The organism is Aurantivibrio plasticivorans, assembly GCF_055392955.1.
In genome coordinates this window covers 1,102,874-1,128,236 of the sequence record NZ_AP036020.1, presented here as the reverse complement: position 1 = coordinate 1,128,236, position 25,363 = coordinate 1,102,874, and the positions used below count along the sequence as shown (strand labels likewise).

General features: G+C 47.5%; 24 protein-coding genes and 1 riboswitch. Of the genes, 5 read left to right on the top strand and 19 right to left on the bottom strand.

Annotated elements, in window-relative coordinates; genetic code table 11:
* Positions 1-3 precede the first annotated feature (3 nt).
* Positions 4-477: a YqaA family protein gene (locus tag ACZ5NB_RS04955; RefSeq protein ID WP_460231899.1), complete on the top strand. Its 474-nt coding sequence runs from the start codon at positions 4-6 to the stop codon at positions 475-477.
* A gap of 50 nt (positions 478-527) precedes the next feature.
* Here ACZ5NB_RS04955 and ACZ5NB_RS04950 read toward each other — a convergent pair whose 3' ends face one another.
* The 4 genes from ACZ5NB_RS04950 to ACZ5NB_RS04935 form a co-directional block, all read right to left on the bottom strand.
* A complete protein-coding gene (locus ACZ5NB_RS04950; RefSeq protein WP_460231898.1) occupies positions 528-1,700 on the bottom strand; it encodes a phosphoglycerate dehydrogenase in 1,173 nt (390 codons plus the stop codon).
* A gap of 78 nt (positions 1,701-1,778) precedes the next feature.
* Positions 1,779-2,894, bottom strand: coding sequence for a phosphoserine transaminase (locus tag ACZ5NB_RS04945; protein ID WP_460231897.1), 1,116 nt, complete (start codon positions 2,892-2,894; stop codon positions 1,779-1,781).
* A gap of 207 nt (positions 2,895-3,101) precedes the next feature.
* Entirely contained in the window at positions 3,102-3,704 is a 603-nt protein-coding gene (locus ACZ5NB_RS04940; protein ID WP_460231896.1) for a hypothetical protein, read from the bottom strand.
* 24 nt (positions 3,705-3,728) lie between these two features.
* Complete coding sequence (locus tag ACZ5NB_RS04935) at positions 3,729-4,316, bottom strand: hypothetical protein (protein WP_460231895.1); 588 nt, start codon at positions 4,314-4,316, stop codon at positions 3,729-3,731.
* Positions 4,317-4,563: 247 nt separating this feature from the next.
* Between ACZ5NB_RS04935 and ACZ5NB_RS04930 the strand changes: the two genes are divergently transcribed.
* From ACZ5NB_RS04930 to ACZ5NB_RS04915, 4 genes are all read left to right on the top strand, one after another.
* Positions 4,564-6,408, top strand: a complete 1,845-nt coding sequence (locus ACZ5NB_RS04930; RefSeq protein ID WP_460231894.1) for an ABC transporter ATP-binding protein — start codon at positions 4,564-4,566, stop codon at positions 6,406-6,408.
* 69 nt (positions 6,409-6,477) lie between these two features.
* Positions 6,478-7,140: a glutathione S-transferase family protein gene (locus ACZ5NB_RS04925; protein ID WP_460231893.1), complete on the top strand. Its 663-nt coding sequence runs from the start codon at positions 6,478-6,480 to the stop codon at positions 7,138-7,140.
* Positions 7,141-7,163: 23 nt separating this feature from the next.
* The gene (locus ACZ5NB_RS04920; RefSeq protein ID WP_460231892.1) at positions 7,164-7,580 is read left to right on the top strand and encodes an MAPEG family protein; all 417 of its coding nucleotides are present in this window, start codon (positions 7,164-7,166) and stop codon (positions 7,578-7,580) included.
* Between the two features lie 27 nt (positions 7,581-7,607).
* Positions 7,608-8,276: a DsbA family oxidoreductase gene (locus ACZ5NB_RS04915; RefSeq protein WP_460231890.1), complete on the top strand. Its 669-nt coding sequence runs from the start codon at positions 7,608-7,610 to the stop codon at positions 8,274-8,276.
* Between the two features lie 151 nt (positions 8,277-8,427).
* On the opposite strand, the gene ACZ5NB_RS04910 is transcribed toward ACZ5NB_RS04915, so the two are convergent.
* The 15 genes from ACZ5NB_RS04910 to ACZ5NB_RS04840 form a co-directional block, all read right to left on the bottom strand.
* Positions 8,428-10,155 (bottom strand): carboxylesterase/lipase family protein, encoded by a 1,728-nt coding sequence (locus ACZ5NB_RS04910; protein ID WP_460231889.1) that lies wholly within the window; start codon positions 10,153-10,155, stop codon positions 8,428-8,430.
* A 248-nt stretch (positions 10,156-10,403) separates the two neighbouring features.
* Entirely contained in the window at positions 10,404-11,000 is a 597-nt protein-coding gene (locus tag ACZ5NB_RS04905) for a 6,7-dimethyl-8-ribityllumazine synthase (RefSeq protein WP_460231888.1), read from the bottom strand.
* Positions 10,985-11,204, bottom strand: a riboswitch (FMN riboswitch). Its footprint overlaps the gene before it by 16 nt.
* Before the next feature lie 60 nt (positions 11,205-11,264).
* Positions 11,265-12,005 carry a nitroreductase gene (locus ACZ5NB_RS04900; RefSeq protein WP_460231887.1) on the bottom strand — a complete coding sequence of 247 codons (741 nt, stop codon included), beginning with the start codon at positions 12,003-12,005 and terminating at the stop codon, positions 11,265-11,267.
* A 50-nt stretch (positions 12,006-12,055) separates the two neighbouring features.
* Positions 12,056-13,435, bottom strand: a complete 1,380-nt coding sequence (locus tag ACZ5NB_RS04895; RefSeq protein WP_460231886.1) for a DUF1302 family protein — start codon at positions 13,433-13,435, stop codon at positions 12,056-12,058.
* Complete coding sequence (locus ACZ5NB_RS04890; RefSeq protein WP_460231884.1) at positions 13,422-14,108, bottom strand: ABC transporter ATP-binding protein; 687 nt, start codon at positions 14,106-14,108, stop codon at positions 13,422-13,424. The genes ACZ5NB_RS04895 and ACZ5NB_RS04890 overlap by 14 nt, the downstream gene beginning before the upstream one ends.
* Before the next feature lie 28 nt (positions 14,109-14,136).
* Positions 14,137-15,402, bottom strand: a complete 1,266-nt coding sequence (locus ACZ5NB_RS04885; protein ID WP_460231882.1) for an ABC transporter permease — start codon at positions 15,400-15,402, stop codon at positions 14,137-14,139.
* Positions 15,402-16,661 (bottom strand): ABC transporter permease, encoded by a 1,260-nt coding sequence (locus tag ACZ5NB_RS04880; RefSeq protein ID WP_460231878.1) that lies wholly within the window; start codon positions 16,659-16,661, stop codon positions 15,402-15,404. Before ACZ5NB_RS04880 ends, ACZ5NB_RS04885 begins: the two co-directional genes overlap by 1 nt.
* A gap of 36 nt (positions 16,662-16,697) precedes the next feature.
* Positions 16,698-17,459, bottom strand: a complete 762-nt coding sequence (locus ACZ5NB_RS04875; RefSeq protein ID WP_460231876.1) for an outer membrane lipoprotein-sorting protein — start codon at positions 17,457-17,459, stop codon at positions 16,698-16,700.
* A gap of 84 nt (positions 17,460-17,543) precedes the next feature.
* Entirely contained in the window at positions 17,544-18,809 is a 1,266-nt protein-coding gene (bioA, locus tag ACZ5NB_RS04870) for an adenosylmethionine--8-amino-7-oxononanoate transaminase (RefSeq protein ID WP_460231874.1), read from the bottom strand.
* Between the two features lie 29 nt (positions 18,810-18,838).
* Positions 18,839-19,576, bottom strand: a complete 738-nt coding sequence (bioD, locus tag ACZ5NB_RS04865) for a dethiobiotin synthase (protein WP_460231872.1) — start codon at positions 19,574-19,576, stop codon at positions 18,839-18,841.
* Positions 19,569-20,804 carry an 8-amino-7-oxononanoate synthase gene (bioF, locus tag ACZ5NB_RS04860; protein ID WP_460231869.1) on the bottom strand — a complete coding sequence of 412 codons (1,236 nt, stop codon included), beginning with the start codon at positions 20,802-20,804 and terminating at the stop codon, positions 19,569-19,571. Before bioF ends, bioD begins: the two co-directional genes overlap by 8 nt.
* Before the next feature lie 120 nt (positions 20,805-20,924).
* Positions 20,925-21,671: a hypothetical protein gene (locus ACZ5NB_RS04855; RefSeq protein ID WP_460231867.1), complete on the bottom strand. Its 747-nt coding sequence runs from the start codon at positions 21,669-21,671 to the stop codon at positions 20,925-20,927.
* 121 nt (positions 21,672-21,792) lie between these two features.
* Entirely contained in the window at positions 21,793-22,038 is a 246-nt protein-coding gene (locus tag ACZ5NB_RS04850; RefSeq protein WP_460231865.1) for a SlyX family protein, read from the bottom strand.
* Between the two features lie 106 nt (positions 22,039-22,144).
* Positions 22,145-22,891: a flagellar brake protein gene (locus tag ACZ5NB_RS04845; RefSeq protein WP_460231864.1), complete on the bottom strand. Its 747-nt coding sequence runs from the start codon at positions 22,889-22,891 to the stop codon at positions 22,145-22,147.
* 92 nt (positions 22,892-22,983) lie between these two features.
* Positions 22,984-25,362 (bottom strand): DNA polymerase II, encoded by a 2,379-nt coding sequence (locus tag ACZ5NB_RS04840; RefSeq protein WP_460231863.1) that lies wholly within the window; start codon positions 25,360-25,362, stop codon positions 22,984-22,986.
* Position 25,363: the final 1 nt, after the last annotated feature.

Below are 25,363 nucleotides of genomic sequence, written 5' to 3'. Positions count from 1 at the left end.
AGCATGCTGGCTACACTCTCCTGTACCAGCATCAATGCCATGTTTGAATACTTGTTGCTTGCGTTTACCTCACTACTTGCTGCTACGCTGCTGCCGTTGTCGTCGGAGGCCGTCATCATCGGCATGCAGCTAGAGAGTTACTCTTTGTTTTGGCTTTGGATTAGTGCGACGGCGGGCAATACGCTAGGCGCGGTAATTAACTGGTGGCTAGGTCGTTACTGTCTGCACTTTCAAGATCGTCGATGGTTTCCTGCGAACAAGACAGACATGAATAAAGCCCAGCGATGGTTTCAGCGCTATGGACGATGGAGCTTATTGTTTTCGTGGCTGCCGCTCATTGGTGATGGGCTTACATTTGTTGCGGGCATTATGCGTGTACCGATTTGGCAACTCGCGATTCTCGCCGCAATGGGGAAAGGAGGCCGCTATGCGGTCCTAATGTGGCTAGTCGCTCAAGGGCAAATCATCGCACAATAAAAAACCCAGCCGAAGCTGGGTTTTTTTAAAACGTTTAATAGACGCTAAATTTAGCTCAGCACGCGCACGCTAATAACATGCTCAACGTCGCTAATCGCATTCACTACGTCTTCACCCGGCACGTCTTCAACATCAATAATGTTGTAAGCCACATCGCCACGGCTCTTGTTCATCATATCGACAACATTCACGTTATTGTCAGCCAATACTGTCAGAACATGACCGAGAACACCGCTAACATTGTCGTTTGCAAACGTAATACGCGCTTTACCGGCGCGAGACATTTGTACAGCAGGAAAATTTACCGAATTCAGGATATTACCGTTCTCTAGGTAATCCATTAATTGGTTTGCTGCCATTACCGCGCAATTTTCTTCAGCTTCGGCTGTACTCGCGCCGATGTGAGGCATTGCGATAACATCGCTACGACCGATCAAGCAAGGCTCAGGGAAATCACACACATACTGTCCGAGATGACCTTCATTGAGGCTTTCAACAATTGCTTCCGCATCAACAATTGCATCACGTGCGAAATTTACTAGCACCGCGCCTTTCTGCATAGACTTTAATGCTTCCGCATTAATCAAGCCTTTAGTGGCCTCCAGGGCTGGCACGTGAAGACTGATGTAATCGGCGTGCGCCAACAACGATTGTAAATTTTCTTTGCGAATTACTGCACTCGGTAAACGCCACGCCGCTTCGATTGAAATGGCAGGGTCGTAACCCGCAACATCCATTCCTAGGGCCAAGCCCATTTCCGCAACCATAGAACCAATAGCACCCAAGCCAACCACGCCTAGTTTTTTACCGTACAGCTCATTACCAGCAAAGCGCTTCTTTTCCGATTCTAGTAACTTGCTCATTTCACCCGCATCGGTCATTTCACCCAAGGTAGAAACAAAGTTCATACCGGAAACGATACCGCGCGAACTAAGCAATAAGCCAGCGAGCACCAACTCTTTTACCGCGTTAGCATTTGCACCAGGCGTATTAAATACAACGACACCTTTTTTAGTGTACTCATCCACGGGGATATTGTTGACACCTGCACCGGCACGAGCAACCGCTTTTACAGACGATGGAATTTCTTCGCCATGCAATTTGTGGCTACGCAAAATATAACCGTCGGCCGAAGTAATCTCGCTAGCGACTTCGTATTTCTCGCGACTGAAACGATCAAGGCCTTTTACAGAGATCGCATTGTACGTTTTGATCTTTAACATTGATTGATCCTTACCTATAAATTTGAAATCTTTTACCCAAGCGTGTTCGCTACTACGCTCTTACGACAAATATGCGCGTTAAGCTTTTGCCTCTTCGTAAGCCCAAGCCAGCCATGGACCAAGCGCTTCGAGATCTGCAGCTTCAACTGTCGCACCGCACCAAATACGAAGGCCCGCAGGCGCATCTCGGTAGGCACCAATGTCGTAGGCCACTCCTTGCTCGTCAAGCAAGGAAACCATTTTCTTAACCTGTTCCGGCGTTGCATCTACCGTTAAGCACACAGACGTGTTTGAAAGCGTTGCTTCGTCTTGCGCAAGGAAGCTGATCCAATCGTTGGCATCAACAAATTTTTTCAGCACCGCCAAGTTTTCTTCAGACTTCGCAATTGCTGCGTTCACACCACCGAGACTTTCGACCCACGCCAGTGCATCCAAGTAATCGGCTACTGCGAGCATTGATGGCGTGTTAATAGTCGCGCCAGTAAAGATGCCGTCAATTAGCTCACCGCCTTTTGTTAATCGAAATATCTTCGGCAGAGGCCACGCTGGCGTGTAACTCTCAAGACGCTCTACCGCACGCGGACTCAAAATCAGCATACCGTGGGCACCTTCGCCGCCGAGTACTTTCTGCCAAGAGAAGGTAATCACGTCTAACTTCTCCCAGGGAAGCTCCATGGCAAACACGGCGGAGGTTGCGTCACAAATAGTTAGGCCTTCGCGATCATCGGCAATCCAGTCACCGTTCGGGACTTTGACACCCGACGTAGTGCCATTCCAAGTGAAGATGACATCATTGTTAAAGTCGACCTGGGATAAATCCGGGAGCTGGCCGTAGTCAGCTTCAAGCGCGCGGACGTTATCCAACTTCAATTGTTTGGTGACATCCGTGAGCCAGCCTTTACCAAAAGACTCCCACTGCATGACGTCGACGCCACGAGAACCAAGCAGTGACCACATTGCCATCTCCATAGCGCCCGTGTCGGAGCCTGGAACAACACCGACTTTATATCCTTCAGGTAGACCTAATGCGGCAGCCGTATCGAGGCACACTTGCTTTAGTAACTGCTTGCCTAGCGAGGAGCGGTGCGATCGACCTAAACAGCGAGTATCCAAAGCACTAACACTGTACCCAGGGCGCTTGGCACATGGACCAGATGAAAAATTAGGATTGTTAGGTTTAACCGTCGGTTGCATAGTTTTCCTCAAGCTGCACAAATCGGTGGGACGTCGCTCGCCGCTGGCCAGATCTGGCTTAAGCGGGGCCAATTAAGAACCCCCAGTTTTGGGGCGCGTTATTATGCCAGCATTCGGTCTGAGAACCCAGCGCGAGAAACGGCTTTTCAATAAGAATATAGCGGAGATAAGTCTTCGTTATGGGGTGGCCCCCCTGGGGGTGGCGCTCTATTTTGCTTGGCTCCGCCTCGGAGCAGCAGCGGCCGGGCTATCAGCCGCACTTGCGTCAGATGGGTCAAGCTCAGGAAGATCTGGACGTGGATATCGGTCGAAAATTGCGTTTAAGCTAGCCTGCCGGACCCGACTGCGCTCCACTAACCGAGCGACTTGTCGCTGAAAGTGACGATTCCACTCCAGCGCACCTCCCACATCCCGAGCAATAATCGCAACAGAGTCACTATATTGGCTCAGGTCGTCGGCAAACTGGGCCTCCACCTCTTGCACCTGAGCCACAAGCTGGCGCGCATCAAACAGAACATACTGCGTATTTGGGTTTGCCAGCGTATTTTTCGTCGATTCGATGGATTCATCGAGCCTCATGACCGCCTCTCGATAATCGATGGTCAAAGTATTTACCTGATATACCGGCAAGTCTTTAAAGGCGGTTAGCGAGTTGCTGCCCGTATACCAAACCGTCGCTACCGCGCCAACACTCGTCACAACACCTAAAAATGCACAGACAAACGACACGATTCGCCAACGACCGAGGGACTTACGCAGAGTCGCGACTGGGTCGGCTGTCTCTGTATTGTCAATAGCGTCATCAGACATAATGTTCTCAGTGGAAATTTTTCGCTACTTTTTGGCCGACTTGTCGGCACTCACGTCCTCGGCACCTTCTTCGTCAGGCTCTCGTGGCGTCATCGATTCTTTGATAGCTTTTTCTCTATCTAGGGACCGCTTCTTGGCAGCCGCGGCGGTCTTTTTAAAGTCCTCCACCCAGCGCCTATTGCCGGGCATCATTGCCGCTATGCTTTCATGACCTGAAGCCATGATATCGAGCATTTTGCGTCGATCCTGCTCCTGACTCATCATCTGTTGGCGCAACAGATTGATTTCCTCGGTGGTATACAGCGCTTTGACTTCATCAAGGGTATCCTGGAAATCAAAGTAAACCCTAGCTTCCGAGTTATGTAGGACACTGATGTGCTCTAACTGAGAATTTAGCGTCGCCAATTGCTCCGCAAATTCTTCTGACGGCACCTCGTTGCGCTTCGACAATTGGATATTGATCACCACGACACTGGTGATCAATATGCTAACGATTACCAGCAAGGTCACCAGAACCGAGAAGAACAACGTCCGCGTTGTTTTCGCCGACTTTTGCAGTTTTTTGAGTTCGGCGCCTTCGCCGCCTCCCTCATCTTCCTCGTCTACCGCCACCTCGCCAGCCCCGTATACCGAATGATTAAATGAAAATACGGCTGCACCCTTAAAGTGAAACCTTTAATTAACTATAGGTAATGAGGATGGATTCAGCCATTCAAGCGTGCACTACTAAGCTAAGCTATTCTTTTCATTAGAAAATTTATAGCTACGAAATAATTGCAGACCACCTTAGCCATAGAGCTAAAGTAGAAAAACCGCTACTATCAGCATCCACCCATATCGCAAGAAAGAAGATCGAGTTTTGAGCCCTCCACAACAATGGCAAAACGCCGACGATAATCCCCTGCACCGATTCATCGGCGTTTTTCGCTACAGCCGACGCGCACTTGAGCTGGTGTGGAGCACCTCCCACAAGATGACCATCGCGCTGGCGGTACTGACCCTACTGACCGGGATCATGCCAGCCATCATTGCGTACATTGGCCAACTAATTGTCGATGGTGTTGTCGCCGCGATAGATGTCTATAAAGCCACACAAACAGTCGATGCGACCGAGGTGTTGTGGTTGGTGGTCTACGAAGGGCTGGCAATCATCGCGCTAACGGTTGGTCAGCGAGGGATATCTATCTGCCAATCACTATTACGCGCGCTCCTGGGTAATCGAGTGAATGTAATGATTCTCGAAAAAGCGCTAACACTGCAACTAACGCACTTCGAGGATTCAGAGTTTTACGACAAACTGACGCGCGCTCGGCGCGAGGCCTCGGCAAGACCATTGAGTTTGGTAAACCGCACCTTTAGCTTGATCCAAAACGGTATTTCATTAGTTAGTTTCGGTGTGCTACTCGCACAGTTCTCGCCGTGGGTTATTGTTATTTTAGTGCTCGGCGCCTTGCCTGTTTTTTTAGCGGAAACTAAATTTTCCGGTGATGCTTTTCGCTTATTTCGTTGGCGCTCGCCTGAGACCCGCATGCAAATGTATCTAGAAACAGTGCTTGCCCGCGAGGATAGCGCCAAAGAGGTCAAACTCTATCAACTTGGCCCACTCCTGCTTGACAGATACCGCGAAATTTTTGAAAAGCTGTACGCTGCTGACCGCTCGTTAACCATTCGACGGGATATTTGGGGCGGAATATTAGGCTTAGTTGGAGCCGCTGCTTTTTATGGCGCCTACGCCTGGATCGTATTCGCGACCATTATGAGCAAGATCACGCTCGGTCAGATGACAATGTACCTTGCCGTCTTTAAACAAGGTCAGTCGGCTGTTAGCGCTAGCTTAAGTGCCATTAGCGGTATGTACGAAGACAACTTGTACCTCTCCAATTTGTACGAATATCTAGAACAACCCGTCGACCCAGAGTATGGCACGGCAATATCTGGCCCAAATCCTGCCGACGGCATTCGTTTTGATAATGTCAGTTTCACCTACCCAGGTTCATCCAGCCCAGCCTTAGAAAATATTAATCTGCATTTAACGCCGGGCAGCAGCCTTGCCTTAGTCGGCGAAAATGGCTCAGGAAAAACCACCTTAATTAAATTGCTTACGCGGCTCTATACACCCAGTACGGGTCGAATTCTGATTGATGGTTTAGATGTTCACGAATGGGATGCTGAAAAACTGCGACAGCGTATCGGTGTTATTTTCCAGGACTTTGTTCGCTACCAAATGCTCGTCGGCGAGAACATCGGTGCTGGTGATGTTAACGCCTTTAGCGACGACCAACGTTGGCAAGATGCCGCACAAAAAGGCATGGCAGAAGACTTTATCCAACAATTAAATCAAGGGTACAACACCCAGCTGGGACGCTGGTTCAAAGGCGGACAAGAACTGTCTGGCGGGCAGTGGCAAAAGATCGCCTTGGCACGCGCGTTTATGCGCGAAGAAGCCGATATCTTGGTCCTCGACGAACCTACCGCTGCAATGGATGCACAAGCCGAAGCTACAATCTTTGAACATTTCCGGCAACACGCTGCCAATAAAATTGTAATTTTAATTTCTCACCGATTTTCCACTGTGCGCATGGCGGATCAAATCATCGTAATGGATCACGGTCGGATTATTGAACATGGCGATCACCAGCAGTTGTTGGAAAAAGAGGGCCAGTATGCGCATTTATTTAAACTGCAAGCGAAAGGCTACCAATAACCCAACTAATCCAGCAGCAGAAAACGTTTTTACGCAAAATTGCAACCGCAATAAGTTTTTGAGGAGAACATGATGATAGATGTCTACACCGCTGCGACACCAAATGGTAGAAAAGTTACCATCGCCCTAGAAGAGATGAGCGTCGACTATAACCTCATTGCGCTAAGCTTACAGAATAAAGAACAGCACACGCCGGAGTTTCTTAAAATCAACCCTAACGGGCGCATTCCTGCCATTGTTGACCGGGACGAAGGCGACTTTGCTGTATTTGAAAGCGGCGCCATCCTGATTTATCTCGCTGAAAAAACAGGCTTATTATTACCTAGCGATATGAAAGGCCGATCGCGTGTGATCCAGTGGTTGATGTTTCAAATGGGCGGTATTGGCCCGATGATGGGACAAGCCAATGTGTTCTATCGCTATATGCCAGAAAAAATTCCTGCCGCAATTGAACGCTACCACCGAGAAGTAAAACGACTATTTACCGTGCTGGACACCCATTTGGCCGAAAACGAATTTCTCGCCGGGGAATATAGTATTGCAGACATAGCCAACTGGGCTTGGGTAAGAACCTACAAATGGTCTGGCGTAGAAATTGATGACTTACCGCACTTAAAACGCTGGTCTTTTGCCATTGGCGAACGTCCCGCGGTCATAAAAGGTAACGCACTGCCGGAGGTCAAAGAAGATTCAGGCGCAAGAGTCAATAGAGCAAGAGACATGTTAGTTTAACTCAACAAAATCAGTGCATATTAATGAATCAACAGCTCATTTTTTTACCGTTGCTCGTCCAAATTGTTTTGGTATTTTGGCTTTACATAAAGCTCATTAATGCAAAGGTATCTGCATTAAAAAACAATATGGTCGACGAAACTCGTCGCGCACTTCACGACGATGCCTGGCCAGATAGCGTCATTCAAATTAATAACTGCATTCGAAATCAATTTGAAATACCGATGGTATTTGCACTGTTGTCCATTCTTATTTGGTTGCTGCAGGGCGTAAACATGTGGATATTAGCCATCGCCTCACTATTTACAGCCAGCAGAATCGTCCATGCATTTATACATACCGGTAGCAACCGAGTCTCTTTGCGCCGCAGAGCTTTTACGTTGGGTGTTGTACTAAACATGATACTCTGCGCGTACGCGTTTTATCTTGTATTACGTTAATTCCAGTGATCCGAAAGAGGTTAAACCATGACCATCCATGTCGACCACTTTTCTGACATTCTATGCATCTGGGCATATGTTGCTCAAATCCGCATGGATGAGCTAAAGCAAGAGTTTGGTGAACAGGTCCACATTGATCACCATGTGTTCCCGGTATTTGGTGACGTGCCATGTAAAATGGAGCGGCAATGGAACTCTCGAGGAGGAATTGAAGCCTATAATAAGCACGTACAATCAGTCGCGGCCAAATTTGACCACATCAATATACACCCGACCGTGTGGTCCGACGTTCAACCCAGCTCTTCGATGCCTGCCCATCTCTATTTATCCGCTATTCAGGAACTCATAAAATCCGATGTGCTCGAATGCGAAGCTTTTGACTTAGCGATCAACGCGTTCAGGCAGGCTTTTTTTGTCGAGGCAAAAGACATTAGTAATACCGCTGTACTTCATGGTGTTCTCAGCGATGCAGGATTTAAGCTTTCTGACATTCAGCAAACCATTGATGACGGCACAGCCTTTGCCAAACTCGAGCGTGATATTCAGCTATCGCAAACCAAACACGTCAAAGCCAGCCCTACTCTGATATTTAATGAAGATCGCCAACGATTAACAGGTAATGTCGGTTACAAAATTATTCAAGCCAACATTCGAGAACTTATCGATAGCCCGGTTGATAGTAGTTCGTGGTGTTAACCTACTACGTCGATAAAACACAAATGTAGTTTTCGCGTAGCGTCATCGCCTAACGTGACATGTCATTGCAGTATAGTGTTTTCAAATGTCTGTAAACAGTCCGACGACCCGATACAAAACGTACCGTGGTCGCCAGATTTGCTGTTTACAGTTAGCCTTCTCCACCTAAAAAGACTTTGCGTTGTTGACCATGCGGGTCATTAACGACCTTGGGCTCGACATCGAATACCATGGTCGCGCGTGTCTCTGCCTTGAATTCGGGCCAAGCGGGAAGGCCTTGGTGTTGCGGGTTGCCAGTTTTAGCGAAGGCCAACCAAGATTCACTCATTAAATCAGCAATGCGTTGTGCATCATCACTGAGCCCAGACATCGACGCTGACTTAGCCACATTGTCAAAAACCATGCCGATCTCTAGAGCATGAGGTGAGAACCATTTGCCGTTATCGACGGGGGTATCCCAGTTCAACAAATAGAAGTACACCGGAGCTCCTGGTTGCGCGCCTTTCTTATCCGCAAGCTCGATAGAGCGGTTTAAAAAACCTCGGTCGGTTGTTGCTGTAAAATACAGCTCTACAGCACCCATGTCTGGATGCAACTTGCGGTAAGTGTCGATCACCTTTTGCGGTTCCACTTCCGGTGCCACACTAGCCAAGGCCGCAGGCAAGGTTTCCCATGTTAAGTCGAATAATGCAGGGTTCCGCGAGCCTGATAGCAACGAGGTTTCAGTGCGCGTTGTACCAATTAACACAGGGACATTCGCTGATTGCGGAGGAGCGCCTTCGGCAAACGGGTGGCGAGGGATATTAGCCCCATCTACAGTGGGACTACTGGCGATGCGCATTTTAGTGGCTGCAGCTACACTACGAGCGGCCTCTTCGATGCGCTCAGCAGGCATCGTTAGAATTTCATTAATACTTTCTTGATTTAGACCCAGCGCCTCCACTACGAGTCGCGCTGCTTTTGCAGATTCATCAGCTGTCGACAAAGTCAACGCAGGACCACTTTGTACTACCGCTTTATGGAATAAACCTTGGGCTTTATCCATAGCGAGAAGCGTACTGACTTTCATTCCGCCGCCAGACTCGCCAAAAATAAGCACATTATCTGGGTCACCACCAAACTCTGTGATGTTGTCTCTCACCCATTCTAACGATGCGACCAAATCGAGCATACCGGCCGCACCGGAGTCGGCAAATTGCTCGCCATACTCAGCCAAATTTAAATAGCCGAAATAGTTAAGACGATGATTCACTGTTACTACAACGACGTCCCCTCGGTTTGCCAGGCGCACACCGTCATATGCCAAGCTTGAGCCAGAGCCTGAGGTAAACCCACCGCCGTGGAACCACACCATCACTGGCCGATTTTTGCCATCTCGCAATGCTGGTGTCCAAACATTAAGAAACAGTGAATCTTCACTTAGTTCGGGTACCGGTGTTGGTTTCCACGAAGCAAATAAACCGCCGCCACTTCCTGTGGGGACCTGGCGTGTTGAATTTCCATACTCTAGTGCGTCTTGTATTCCTTGCCACGATTCAGGTGCTTGAGGTGCTTGAAAGCGTGTATTCGCGGTATCAGCACCGTAGCGCACACCCTTGAAGACACTAACACCATCTTCAACGAATCCGCGCACTTTACCGTACTGAGTTTGTGCCACGGGTGCTTGCGCAGACATTTTTTGGTCTGTTTGATTTTTCGCAACTGGTTGTTGCGCATCAGCCGACACCTGTGACGAAACTTGTTCGCCGGTTTCTGTTTGAGTGGATTGACCACAACCTGCCAGCAACGTGCAGAGCAGCGCGGCACTTAGCAGAGGAGTGAAAAACGATGAGGGATTATCTGTCGACTTTAAATAGGGGTATTCGGATGAAATTCGCATGACAACCTCCGTTGTTATATCTGTTATTAAAAGAGAGGATGGATAGTAGAACTGCGCAATCAGTTTGCCACAGGCGTTATAAATTCACCTGACAAAGTTCGCAAAGTTATGTTATTGGGCAGCCGCGCGTGGCAATGAGCACATCGGTTGTTAGTCACACTAACCAAATGAAGAATTCAACGTCTTGAGATAAAAAAGGCGCTTTTAAGCGCCTTAGTAAATCACTTAGTTGTAGGGCTGTCTGAGCGCTATAACTCTTTTACTAGCTCTACATTCATCAAGGTTTTAAGGCAAGCATTGGCGGCTTCCTGCCCTTTAATTTTGAAATGATCAAAAAAGTAATCGTGGTGTGCTTGATGTTCATGGAAGTTATGTGGCGTTAACACGGCGGAGATAATGGGTACCTCTGTTTCCAACTGGACTTCCATAAAGCTTTTGATAATGGCATCCGCTACAAATTCATGACGATAAATACCACCATCTACGACTAAGCCACTCGCGACAACAATATTGTAACGACCCGTTTTAGCAAGCAGCTTGGCTTGAAGCGGAATTTCTAATGCACCTGGCACTTCGAAACAATCGATATTGGACGGTTCAATACCTTGCTCAATCACCGACGCGATAAACGAGTCGCGACATTGATCAACGATATCTTTACTCCAACATGATTGAATAAACGCGATGCGCGTGTCGCTCGGCAACTTACTAGCGACATAAGAGTTGACTTGGTTAATCTGATTCATGGTTTCCTCACTTAATTCACTATAACCAGAATCAGGGCGCACGGGAGTGTCTCGCACATAGGCAAGCCATATGCGGTTTGCTTTCCCATTCTCTTTCATCCGGACTATGACCGTCGGCTTCGGTTTCTCACCGAATCTGCTGACCTCACTGCGCTAAAAATCACTTAAGTTGACTAGGCTGACGCTTAGAAAACCTGGGAGATCTTTAGCGCAAGAGCGCTCGCGGGCTTATGACATGCTATCAATTGTATTGATTAATCACTTACCGCCGGTGGGGAATTCCGCCCCGCCCCGAGAACGAATTGCGGCGAGCAAAAAGCTCGCGCCGGCGCATTGTAAAGATGAATCGAGAAAAGGTACAGACTAGTCCTTAATAATGACATTCGCCTCAATAGGGTCACGATAAACACGAGTGCGATTTGCAGCCACGCTTTCATCCTCATACCCAAACGCGATACCGAATAGAATACGGGTTTGTGATGAAACACCAAAAGCCTCACGAACTAAGTCCGGATAGCTACGCATCGATCCCATTGCACAACTATGCAAACCAAACGCCCGCAAGGTCAGCATAAACGTTTGGGCATACATTCCGATATCTAGCGCAACAGGAGCACTAAACTTTTCATCCATACCGATAAACGCCATATAAGGCGCATCAAAGTATTCGTAGTTACGCATCACGCCGCGAATACGCCCTTCTTTATCACCGCGTTCAATGCCCATTTGGTTATATAACGCTACGGCACAATCCACTTGGCGACGACGGTACTGATCGACAAAATTTCCGCTGTATTCGTAATCTTGATTCTGATCGATACCCGCCTTAAGATTTTCAATCATAGTGCGACTGAGCCGATCTTTAGTTTCGCCCGTCGCGATGAATACTTGCCATGGTTGAATATTGCAATTCGATGGCGCGTGCTGTGCAATTTGAAGGATCCGCTCCAATTCGTTTTGAGGAATTTTTTTATCTAGAAAGCCACGAACGGAACGGCGGGAATATATGGCGTCCAGCAAACTCATCTTTGGATCATCATCAACAAGAGGATAAATCTCTTCGACCGGAGAGCTTGAAGGCAGTTGGAATTCTACATGATTCATAGCGCTTAACTCGCTTTAATTTGTTTAAACAACAGATAGATAAAATACCACTAAAAATAGTAGGCCGCTTGGAAGAAAAAGCCTAGATCAGATGAAAGAGGCACATCATTCACGCTCCCTGTAGTTTGTTTAAGACCACCGTACTCTGTGCCGCTACTCCCCACGGGTAAGTTGATGGCACCGATTATCTGAACATTCTGGGCTGCACTGTAACTTACACTAAGCTGAACCAGAGCCGACTGATCAGCCAAATTAACAAAGGCACTAGGTGAAAAGGTCATTAACGGGGTTAATTCAACTACACCAGATAGACCCAGGTAATGCCGACCAATGGTATAAAGTTCTCCTCTTTCTACGCGCTCGAACAATGCCGCGTCGCTCATCACTCTTTCAAGGCTATAGTCTCCGGTTAAACCAAAACCATTGTAATAGTATTCAACAATACCACTGACATTTTTACCTAACCAAACCCATGAATACGATAAATTGGTGACGAAAGACATTACCAATTTATCGCTTTCTGATGAGCGCAATGCGGAGGATCCCGAAGCGCTTGAATTTGCATAGCCCGTACTATGGCTCAACATTAACTCACCACGCCAAACTGCATCCCCCACATTATTAACAAGACCCGCAGCAATAATTTCATCGCGGTAGTGGCGCGCGATCACCACTTCGAGTTCCGCTCCCGAAAACCAGCTTTCACCATTAAGCCAGTTATCAACCCATGCGTGATATTTAATTGCTTCGCTAGCTACCGCTTCCCGTACATCACCCGCACCATTTCGGCGGATCACAGCGACCACTTGCACATCGTCACCATCGTTCGCAAGATATTGACCGAAAAGCATGTCATCGCCAATTTTATACTCTTTATCTAGTGACGCAGGATCGAACGGATTAAAGAAATCGACGGAGTTAAACAGCAAACCATTGCCCCAACTCACAATTTGCCGACCTAATCTAACGACCCAATCATCCCTAGCGTAACCAATATTAAATCTATCGAGACGATGCAGCGCGACCGACTTTTCCTCATCGTGGAAAACCTTAGTCAGATCAAACCATCGAAATTGGTCGTCAGGGTACAAAGCACGTTGAAGGTACTGTTCTGTTGATGGTTGTAAACCGAGGCGATCTCTGTAATACCCCACAATCTGATAGTCGACTTGAGCATCCCAAGCGCTCTTGTGAAATTGCCATTTTAGCCTCGAGGACGCGAAGTGATCATCCACACTCGCACCCAATAATGGTCTATAGAGACTTTCTTCAGGGAAGTGAGTCGCCTGCAACGTGTATTTTACATTACCGTGAAAAGTGTGATTCCAGGAGGCATTTTCTGATACGGACTGTTGCGATAGAACTAGCGCACTATAGTTGAGCGCAACGGCAATCACGAAAGCTTCGGCAACCCATTTAATTTGACTCATCGTTTACAATCTTACCGTCAACCATGGTTATTTTACGACGAGTGTAATCAATTACGCGCACATCATGAGTTGCAATAATAAAGGTGATTTCATGGTTTTGATTCAACTCGACAAAAAGATCCATTAGGTTTTTCATACTCACTGAATCTAAATTCGCGGTAGGTTCATCAGCTAACACGAGCGCGGGTTTCGAGACAATCGCACGAGCGACCGCTACGCGCTGTTGCTGCCCGCCCGACAACTCACCCGGGCGCCGGTGTTCCATACCTTCTAGACCCACCTCTTTCAATATTGCCATCGACTGCTCATGACGCTGATGAACAGGAACGCCTTGTACCTGCATGACGAATTCGACATTTTCTTTTGCGGTTAAAACAGGTATTAAATTATAGGCCTGAAAGACAAAACCAATTTTATGCAACCGCATATCCGCCATGGCACCTTTAGAGAATTGGTCAATACGCTCTCCAGCAACCGTAATCTTGCCGCTATCCGGCGTATCTAAACCACCAATAGCATTCAACAATGTGGTCTTCCCCGAACCCGAAGGGCCCGATAGACTAACGAAGTCACCCTTATTGATAACGACATCAACATGATCCAACCCAGTGATCACGGCATCACCTTGATGAAACGTTTTACACAAATTTTCACACTTTACCGCAATGACCATAGAGTAAAACTCTCATTAAAATTCGCGACTAGGATTTATTGAGTGCCCGAACTGGGTCGTAACGACTCGCCCGAAATGCTGGAAAAATTGCGGCTATTAGTCCCAATACAATCACCACACTGTTCGCAACGAACACATCTTGCGAATAGACCGCCGGATAAATTGTGCTTCCACCACCCATCATTGCCATTCCTTCTGCGACAATGGAAACATCTATTCCATCACGGATCGGCCATACGGTTATCAGCACAAGCAGATTGCCAAGCAATAGCCCCAACACCAACAAATAAAAAGTTTCGAGTAATATTTGGCGGAGTATAGCGTTCGGGCGCATCCCCAACGCTAGCATTAAACCAATTTCCCGCACTCTTTCGAACACAGCCATCACCAGGGTATTGACTAAACCAAACGACAACACCAAGAAAATAACAACAATATAAATATATATTGCACTGTCCATGACATTCAGCAGGCTCTCCATATAGGGATCGACGCTAGTCCAGGGTAGCACTTCTTGATCAGGTTCTAATATTGAAACCTGCGTTAAAAGCTCGTCTACATATCGGTAATCGCTACCCTGAATTTCAAGTTCAGAAATTTGATTATCGATATTAAGCATGGCCTGTGCTGTCGCCAGACCAACGAATACATACTGTTCCTCCTGGGCGGCTATTTCGGCGCTATAGATACCCACAATGCGAAAGCCTCTATCAGCGATGTTATTGTCGGGATCTTGAGACATTACAACGATGCGCTTTCCCAGCTCTGTATCGAGTCGGCGAGCCAGTTTAGCACCAATGACAATACCGCGATCTTCTGTGGACTCTAAGAAACGCCCAGATGAAATTTGCGAGTCAACCTTAGACAGCATTTTTTCTTTTTCTGGTTCCACGCCCATTAGCAGAACGCCGATAGACTCACGTTCGCTGGACACCACCGCAGGCACTCTCACGCGCGATCCCCAGTTGAGACTGGAAGCGTCGAGATAATCTTGCAGCGCATCAGAGGGCGCAGGCATAGAGTTGTTCACACTCGGATCATCACGATAAGAAGGATGATGAATCTGTACATGACCAAGAAACGTCTTGACACTACTTTCAATCATGTCATCGACCATACCTCGAGTAAGCGCGGTCATAAATATCATCGCCCACACACCGATAGAAATAGCAGCCAACATAATCAACGTTCGTCGATAATTGCGCCAGAGATACCGCCAAGCAAGACGCGCAACGACGGTCCAGTTCGTGCCAACGTTCTTTAATTCAACAGTGGGCTTAGCTTGGGAGTTCATTATGCCGCCCTCATTGCCGCGACAGGCTGCAAAAAGTGCAACCTGAATGCTGGATAAATTGCAGCAATCAAACTTCCCAAATAGATAACAGAAGGCCCACTTAATATTGAAAGAAACGAAAGCTGCGGATACATTACCGGTGACATATTGAAACGTTCCGCCATTTTATCCATACCCGCAATACTAAACCCTTCGACACTCAAGTATCCGACCACAGCTAAACCGCCCGCCACGCCCAAAATAAAACCTATACCCGCCATCAACGATGTTTCAAGCAATACGAGCTTGGTTAATCTACCGGCACACAAACCTAACGACATAATCACGCCAAATTCACGCGTGCGCTCAAGCACCGACATTAGCTGCGTATTCATCACACTAAATGCGACCAGAATAATCAAAATCGCGTACATAAATAGAGCGCTTCCCATATCCGCTTGAATGGCTTGTTTGAGCCCTGGATGCATCGCATTCCAGTCCTGCACGACCAGCGCTTGAGTAGAGAAAAAATCATTGTTAATGACAAGCTGGCTAATTTGCGAATAAATCTGCTCCACCTGATCAAAATTGTGGGCTTTTACAACCACGGCATGACCTTGCTCAGGCATCGAAAAAAGAGACTGGAAATGTTTCAAATTGATGTGAGCAATAGCTCTATCTAAATCAACCATTCCGCTGTCGTATATGCCGGTGACGCTTACAACGTCTGCGGCCATCGACCCATCGCGGCCAGAACCCAATAACGTGATTTCATCACCTACTGAAACACGCAAATTACGCGCTAGCACTTTCCCTATGACGATTCCATCAGCGACATTACTAGGAGAACTGTCGCCGTCAGCAAGGTAGCGTCCTTCGACAACGAGTCCCGGCAACGTTGATACAGAGGCCTCGAACTGAGGCTCAACACCTACAATTTGTACACCGTAGCTCCGCTCTTCACTTGAAAGCAGGGCAAAGCCTAACGCTCTAGAACTTACCTCTACGTCATTGATGTTTTCTCGAAGGTCTTGCGCCAGCGTTGTGGCGTTATGAAAGCTTTTACGTAAACTCGGCTCGTCCTGGTATCCTGCTTTTTGCACTTGAATATGACCGCTAAACGCTTGTAGCGTGTTATCGATCATCATTTGATAATTTCCTAGCTGAAGCGCTATCAGGAATATCAACAACACATTGCAAAACACCATGGCAGCGACGGTTAGCCATGTTCGGCGAGAATGTCTCCAGATATTACGCCACGCTAGTCGAAGCTCTAACACAGTTCACCCATCCATAAATGCCGCAGTCAAACGCTATTAATGTCGAGGATTCATTAAATTTGACTGCGTGAATAATCGATCACTTAACTCAATATTAAATTCCGCTGCATAGACCTGCATTTCAGTCCATTTTTCCGGTTCTTCGATGTTAGTCATACGCTGAATACTCGCAACGGTGCGCCCACCCAATTCTTTAATTTCAGTTGTGACCATACTCTTCACGAGAACACCGTCTTGGTCAAACAAGTCGTGTTGCAGCATAACGAAATCATCACGAATGGTGATCAACTCACGACCCCATACAACGGCAGCATCTTCGTGAGGTATCGATTCAATAACATACACTTGATGCCCGTCACGCAACTCGGTCTTCAATAAACTGTGTTCGTAGTCATCCAAAATATCATCACTACGTGCAATATCATTATTAGTAAAATCAGAACCCATCCAACTTTGGTTCATCATCGACCCTGGCAGCTTTATTGGCCTGTTGACTTTGGGACTATAAGTCCACATTTCATTTTTAAGCAACAAGGTACCGCTTCCTGCGTCTTTTACTGGTTCTACCACTCGTACCAAGCTTTTCTTTTCCCCTTTAGTCCAGCCTCGCATTACCATCTTACGCTCCCAATCGGGCCGATGAATAATCATAGCCATTTCAGAATAGGAGCTTAAGCCACGCCATTGGTCTAACGCGCCTTTTATAATTTTTCGCGCATCTAGCGAGCCATCACACACAGCTAAGGAGGAATATAGAAGAATAAAAAAAGTGCAGAACGCACGCTGGGAAAGCCGCATAGTAAACCTCAAGGATACTTGGGAACACCTGATGCAACTATACTACCTATTTACGCTTGACTTGATAACCTGTTTGGCAATTTTCTAAAGTGCAACACTGATCGCATCACATAACCGACTTAATTGCTCGGGCTTTATAATGTAAGGCGGCATTAAATACACATTCTTACCGAAGGGCCGTATCCACACACCGCGATCAACGAATTGTGATTGCAGCTTCGCGACATCCACTGGCGCCACCAGCTCTACCACACCAACCGCACCCAGCACTCGCACATCATGAACATTGGGTGATTGACGATAAATCGCTAATTCTTGGTTGAGTTGATTTTCGATATTATGAACTTGTCGTTGCCAATCATTCGCCAACAGCTCGTCGATGCTCGCGCAGGCCACCGCACAGGCTAGCGGGTTGCCCATGAAAGTAGGGCCATGCATCATCACATTCCCCTTCGCGCAAATGCCGTCTGCGACCTTGTCAGAGGTTAAGGTCGCAGCGAGCGTCATATAACCGCCAGTAATAGCTTTACCTAAACAAACAATATCTGGATCGACGCCAGCATGTTCACAGGCAAACATTTTTCCGGTGCGTCCGAAACCGGTCGCAATTTCATCGGCAATCAGCAACACACCGTATTGATCGCACAAAGCACGCAAGTGACGCAAATAGTCGGGAGAGTAAAACCACATGCCCCCAGCGCCCTGAACAATCGGTTCAATGATAACGGCAGCAATCTCTTCATGTCGTTGCTCAAAAATCGCATCAAGCGCTAGGAGTTGTTGAGGGTCAGCGTTGCTGTGGAAGGATGCGGAGGGTTTATCAGCGAAGATATGTTGCGGTAATACTTTATTAAACAGCGTATGCATACCCGTTACCGGGTCACACACAGACATTGCACCCAACGTATCACCGTGATAACCGCCGCGTAGCGTCAGCAGCTTTTGACGCAATGGCTTATCGCGATTTACTTGGTATTGAAACGCCATTTTGCAGGCCACCTCAACAGATACCGATCCGGAATCTGCTAAAAATACTTTTTGTAGGTGCGGTGGCGAAAGTGCCAATAATTTTTTGACTAAATCGACTGCGGGCTGATGAGTAATACCACCAAACATGACGTGCGACATTTTTTCAATCTGTGCATGCGCAGCTGAATTCAGTCGTGCATTATTGTAGCCGTGAATTGCACACCACCACGAGGACATACCATCAATCAACTCCCTGCCATCCGTCAGCTGCAACGTAACGCCAGATGCACTTTCTACGGGATAAACAGGCAGAGGGTGAGTTGTGGAGGTATAGGGGTGCCAAATATGATCGCGATCGAATTCAAGGTCGGTTGAATGCATAGAGAAACTCTAAGATAAACTATCTCAATTTATAACAGCGGTTCTACGTCTAGATGAGGTGAAGCTTCGTCGGTTATCGCAAATGGCAACTGCGAGTTTTTAATCTCACGTTGATCAAAATGGGGAACAACACCCAAACAAGGCGCATTGATACTACGCTTTAGAAAGTCAATATTATCCTCTACCACATCCGCATTTGGGTCGACACAATTCGCGACCCATCCTGCGAGCGTCAATCCACTTGCGGCGATAGCTTGCACGGTAAGCATTGCGTGATTTATACACCCTAGCCGAATACCAACCACTAAAACCACGGGCATCTGCAAGTTGGTAGCAATGTCACAAAAGAATTCGGTTTTATTGAGAGGGACAAGCCAACCTCCAGCGCCTTCAACCAACACCAAATCGGCAATCGAGACAGCATGCTCGGATTCACAATTGATCATCGCCGCATCTCGAATTGACGAGGCGATCTTCTCAACAGATAGTGTAACGTTCGCCTGCTCTGCCGCAATATGAGGCGCAATCGCCGCTTCTAACGCAAATGGATTTACTTGCTGGTAATCCAGTGTCACCGTGGAAGCGCTCATCAGCTGCAACGCATCTTCATTTTTCAACATGCCTTCTTGCATCTCACATCCTGCGGCAACCGGTTTTAAACCTAAACTGGTTTTGCCCTGCTCGCCTGCACATTTTAACAAGGCAGCCGCAATAGTCGTTTTCCCGATTTCCGTATCCGTACCGGTAATGAAATAGTATTTAGCCATGGGCAGAAAGCCTTTGATCCGCATTCATCAATTTTTGTAGACCTCGCGCTAACACTTCCACCAACTGCTCTATATGTTTGCGAGTATGTGACGCAGTAATTGTAATTCGTAATCGGGAGGTGTGCTGGGGGACGGTTGGCGGGCGTATCGCACTAACCCACAACCCCAGTTCGCTCAGATAATCGCTTAATAGCAGCGCGGTTTCCGCTTTGCCGATCATTATTGGCTGGATAGCCGTATTAGAATCGCCCAAGGGGATTGATGCAGCCGCTGCACACTCACGAAAATAACCGATCAATTCAGACAAGTTTTCGCGTCGCCAAGCTTCATGCTTAACCAGCTCTAAGCTTGTTAAACTCGCGTAGGCAATCGCTGCCGGCATGGCGGTGGAATAGATGTAGTTACGCGCTTTTTGAATTAAATAGTCGATCAACTCTGCATCGCCCGCGATAAAAGCACCCGCGGTACCGAATGCCTTGCCCAGAGTTCCCATTAAGATAGGCACCTCGGCGGAACTAAAGCGGCTAGGATCGATAGTCCCCGTACCTTGATTGCCTGTGCAGCCAATACCGTGGGCATCATCAATCATAAGAACGGCGCCATGATTCGCAGCCACATCCGCCAAGCCTTGGGTCGGGCACACATCGCCATCCATGCTGAAGACACCATCGCTCACAACCAGGGAAAGTGCTTGCGACTGTGGTTGTGGTTGTGCTACCTGACGCACCGACAGCTGTTCATCTAATGAAGCCATGTCGGCATGCTCAAACCAATGGCAATCAGCGCGACTAATCCATCCACCATCAAGAAGCGATGCATGATTGAGGCGATCTTGGTAAACCTGATCACCGATAGACACCAAGCCATTAATTGCAGCCATGTTCGCTGAATAACCGGAAGAAAACAGCAATGCCGCTTCCCTACCAGTGAATTCCGCTAGAGCCTCTTCAAGTTGATGATGGGGAGAGCTGTGACCACAAATGAGATGAGACGCCCCACTGCCAACTCCCCAGCGCGCTGCGCCTTGTGTTAGCGCTTGTATGACACGAGGGTCGTTGGCTAAGCCGAGGTAATCATTGCTACAAAAGTTGATGAGCTGCCGCCCATCAACCTGCACATTCGAGCCTTGCGGGCTAGTTAATACCTTGCGGGCACGGTATAAACGCTGCGCTTTGCGCTCAGCTAGCGTCGATTTAACGCGATTACGGAGTATTTGAGACTGGGTCATAGTTAACCAATTATACACAAACAGGTTAACTGCGCCAGAGAAAAATGAATCCAAAGAGGAACGGGTTTATATAGACCAGTCTATAATCCCGTAACTCTTTGAAAAATAGAAGAATTATATCTAGAGCTTGTAGTCGTCGAGGTAACCCTTCGCGTATTTACGGAGGCGAATACTGTATCCGCCCTCGGCCACGCGACGAACCGTGTCTGCATACTTACCATCACCCAACGCGGCCAGAGCCTTAGTCATATAGGCGTAGGTATTCGCAAACAACTTAGACTTATCTTCCGTTTGGTAATTTGCCAGTACGTCGGCATTGATGACCTCAAGTAGATAGTCGCTTTTGACATCATCCGTAATAACTCGCCGCACACCCAGCCGCTTTAGCTCAAGGTCATGACTACGGACCATATTGGCGAAGCGATTAACGTCTCCACTCTCCTCACTATTCCACTGACTCTGGTCGTTAATAATGCGGTTGTACTCGGCGTATTGGGAAATCATTTTGATGGCCGATTTCGCGTACTTCCTGTGCTTAAAATCTGTTGTCTCGTAGCGCACGGTGTCCAACGTGGTGATATATTTCGCATTCCCCGAATACCCTAGCCCCTTTATATACCAAGATACGGCATCACGAGCTAATTTTTCCTCAGCAGCTTGGTAATTTTCTAGCAACTTTTTTTCAATTTCATCGTAAACGCGCTCATCGGTGATTCCTCTCCACGCAAGCGGCTCAATGGCACGCTTCTGTGATAGCAGGTCACCATCTTGATAGAGAGCAACAAACGCATCGATTTCGGCGGATCGGTCCTCAGCAAACACAGCCGAACTCATGAATAAGACAACAAACAATATCCTTTGAAACATTCCGGTACTCCTAAATAACAATATTATTATCGTTTGATTTAACGCAGCGAATTTTATCGCAACTAGCACACTGAGACCAATCGAGAGCCACGTACTAGAGTCTATGGTGAAAGGCTAGAGCTTAATAATGAGGAGGTTTTTCATTGGCCAGGTCGGAAGGGCCATTCGAGGAATAGCGTAGATCTTCAAGTCGCTCCTCTAGTTCAGCGAGCTTGCGTTGCAAACTTTGAATGTAATCGGCTTGCCGCACAACAACATCATCGAGCTTTTGAATGACATCTTCTTGGAACAATGCACGAGATTGAAGTTCAGCGACGTCGTCTTGTACGGATTGTATAGTGGTTTCTAGATCGGTCGGTTGGGTCACGTAAATGCTCGACAATGGTAAATTTGCACACGGCAGGTATTAATACCGCGACATTATTTCGAGCTGTTGCCTGAATTGCAACTCCGTTGACAGTGGCTAGTCGTTTTCAACCGGCCAAACGCTCATTACCCCAACCTTCTTGACGCAGATACTCTCGCTGCTCTTGAATGATCGCCTGTTCTAAGCGGCGCTGCTCTGCGGCGGATAAGTTAACAAACTGCGCACCCACCCGTTGTGAGTTGCGACTTCCGGTTTGAACGTTTTTGACTCTGAGATTACATAAAATTGGCACACCGGCAAACTCAAATGACACCTCGCGCAGGGAATCGCCCACTGACAGCCCTTCCGCACTCTCTTCAACCTCCAAACACACCCCATGAATTGAGAGATCTTTGAGGCGAGCACTGTGTTCTTGTTGGTTTGGGGCCAAAAACCACGATTCTACAGGCGCTAAGGAGCTCAACGGCAGACGATAAGATGCACGTCGCTGATCAAAGTCGAGCTCGGCTGGCAATGCGACCACATAAATTGGCGATCCATCGTATTGATGCCGCTCCGAAATCTGCGTATCAAATTGAATATGCCGGCCGTTCGTTTGACGCAGCGTGCAGTGAATGTCCTGACCCGGCATGCCCACGAAATCACTCGGAAAGAGCTCATCAATCAGCATAGTGCCTTCGTCAGGATCAATCTCTAACAACATGCTCTGGTAGACACGATCATCGTTCGGCAGAGTGACTTCAAGAAATTCACGATTACGATGAGACTGGTGCAACGTGAGGTAGACATGATTTAGCCGATGATCAACCTTATCAACTTTATTCTTTTTAGCGCTAAACGGATATCTGAACATGCCCGCGTTCCCTTTTGCCGGATGGATTCAAAAAGTGCCTGATACCTGCATCGGCCAAACGCAGACTTTCTTTAGGATTGAAATGAGACGTGTTAGCTAAATAATGAAAGCTGAGGCGCGACGATGTCTTTAAAGGAAAGGTCTATAAACTGCAGCACGCTGTCTGCAACCGGTGCCAATTGTTTATCAACATAATGCTGATAATCAATTTGGCTGACAACGTGAGTGACGGGCTCGGGACCATTGACAGTCAACACATATTCCACCCAGTCGCCTCGGTACAATGCTTTCTGATCCGCTGCGGGCAAACGGCGCGCGGCTCTGACATGGGGTGGCGTGCTCTTTTGATAATCGGCAAGTTTCTGCCGCAGCCTTTTTCGATAGATTAGCGCGCTATCTCTTTCGCCGCGATTCAATTGCGCAACCACGTCTTTGACGTAGCCCTCAACGGCTTCACCAGAAAATACACGACGATATAAACTTTGCTGGAATTCTTTGGCCAACTCAGTCCAGTCGGTACGCACATTTTCCAAACCTTTGAATATCAGCTGTTCTTTACCTGACGATTCAATAATTCCCGCATAGCGCTTTTTACTACCTTCATTTGAACCTCGAATAGTTGGCATTAAGAATTTGCTGTAATGGGTTTCAAATTCAATTTCTAGCGCGCTTGCAATACCAAAACGCGCCGCGAGATCATCTTGCCAAAAAACATTGAGTCCTTTAGCAAGTTCACTCCCAACTACCTTTGCTTGCGCGGCATTGACCTCATCACCAATCCACACAAACACTGAATCGGTATCGCCATAAATAACTTGATACCCCTGTTTTTCAATCCACTCTTTACTCGCTCTAATAATTTCGTGACCACGGAGAGTAATCGAACTGCACACTCTAGGATCAAAAAACCGACAACCTGTGGAACCCAATACACCATAAAAAGAGTTCATTATGATTTTTATTGCCTGAGACAATGGCTGATTAGCATTCGCTTTCGCGCTGTCTCGAGCAGCCCACAATTTAGCAATAATATCAGGCAGCAAATAGTTGGACTTGGAAAAATACGCCTGATTAAAACCAGGGATGATATCGTCATCTTGCAACTGATTGTGCTTTGCGTGCCAATATGCGTAAGGGTCGATATTAAAGGTTCGGATGATACTGGGGTATAGGCTTTTAAAATCCAACACAAGCACATTGTTAAAGATGCCTGGGCGAGAATCCATTACGTAACCACCAGGGCTAACCACGTCGGACTCCAGCTCGCCAAGATTAGGTGCCACATACCCCCGCCTATGGAGCAGCGGGAGATAAGCGAAATCAAAAGACGCGACCGACCCACCAAACCGATCGAGTAGCAAACCGGTTAATTGAGTACGCTCAACGACAAAATCAATGAGCTTTTCTTGCTGAAAAATATCCCACACCAACTGACAATCAACGATATTGTATTCCGCGAGCGCTTGCTTGTTGTTGCCAAACAGCTCTGTAATCTCTTCCCCTCGATCGTTTGAGTCTAGCAATTTGCTTTCACCCAACAACTGGGCGGCGACGTTATTCAAGGAAAAACTTTGGAAGTTATAAAACGCGGTCTTTAAAATATCGATGCCATCAAGCGCAACGCGGCCGGGAATTTGAATATAACGCCGATTGGTTTCATCATCGCTTCGCCAGTGCGCAGGCTGACTAGCACGACCAATTGTCAGCGGCACTCGCAAGGCTTTTGACAAACTTTCTAACACCCAAAAGTCAAACTGAACGACGCTCCAGCCGACAAAAATATCGGGGTCGTATTCTTCGCACCAACTAAGAAACTGGCTTAAACAATCGGCTTGGTCGGCACACGCCCGAACCTCAAATTCGATCCCTTTAATAATACAATGTTGGTTGTTTTCCTTATCGCCAATCATGTAAACGATGGCGACATCACTACCGTAGACGGCAATCGAATAAAGTTCGGTCGCCGTCATATTGGTTTCAATATCCAGGGATATAATTTTTGCGCTGGGCCGGTAGTCTGACGGACGTAGTTGAGGATTACTGAACAACCGATAGTGAGGCATATATCGCGCTTCGCCCAGCACCTCAACCCCTCCGGTAATGAAACGCTCCATTAAATACCGTTCTGCGGGACGAACATCCGACTCCCAGTGTTGAAGGCCAAGAGAATCCAGCAGACGCGCAGCCTGTTTTAACTGCCGGTATTGGACAAAGTAAATCGGCGTGACGGGCTCGTTACAAAAATTTTTAAGCGCTGCCGAGCCGATGCGAAAACGAAAACCAGCGCGAGAATTTTTGCGAGACAGCAGAGTGGATTCTATGTGAGGCAAATCGTCGGTCTTGACGAAAAAGACGGCCTCTTGGCGTCCTATTTCAATTTTGCATGGACCATCGTCGCTGGTTAACCATAGTTCAATGACGATACCGTTAGGTGTATCTCGCCACTGCCGGGTTAATAGAAAACCATTCACC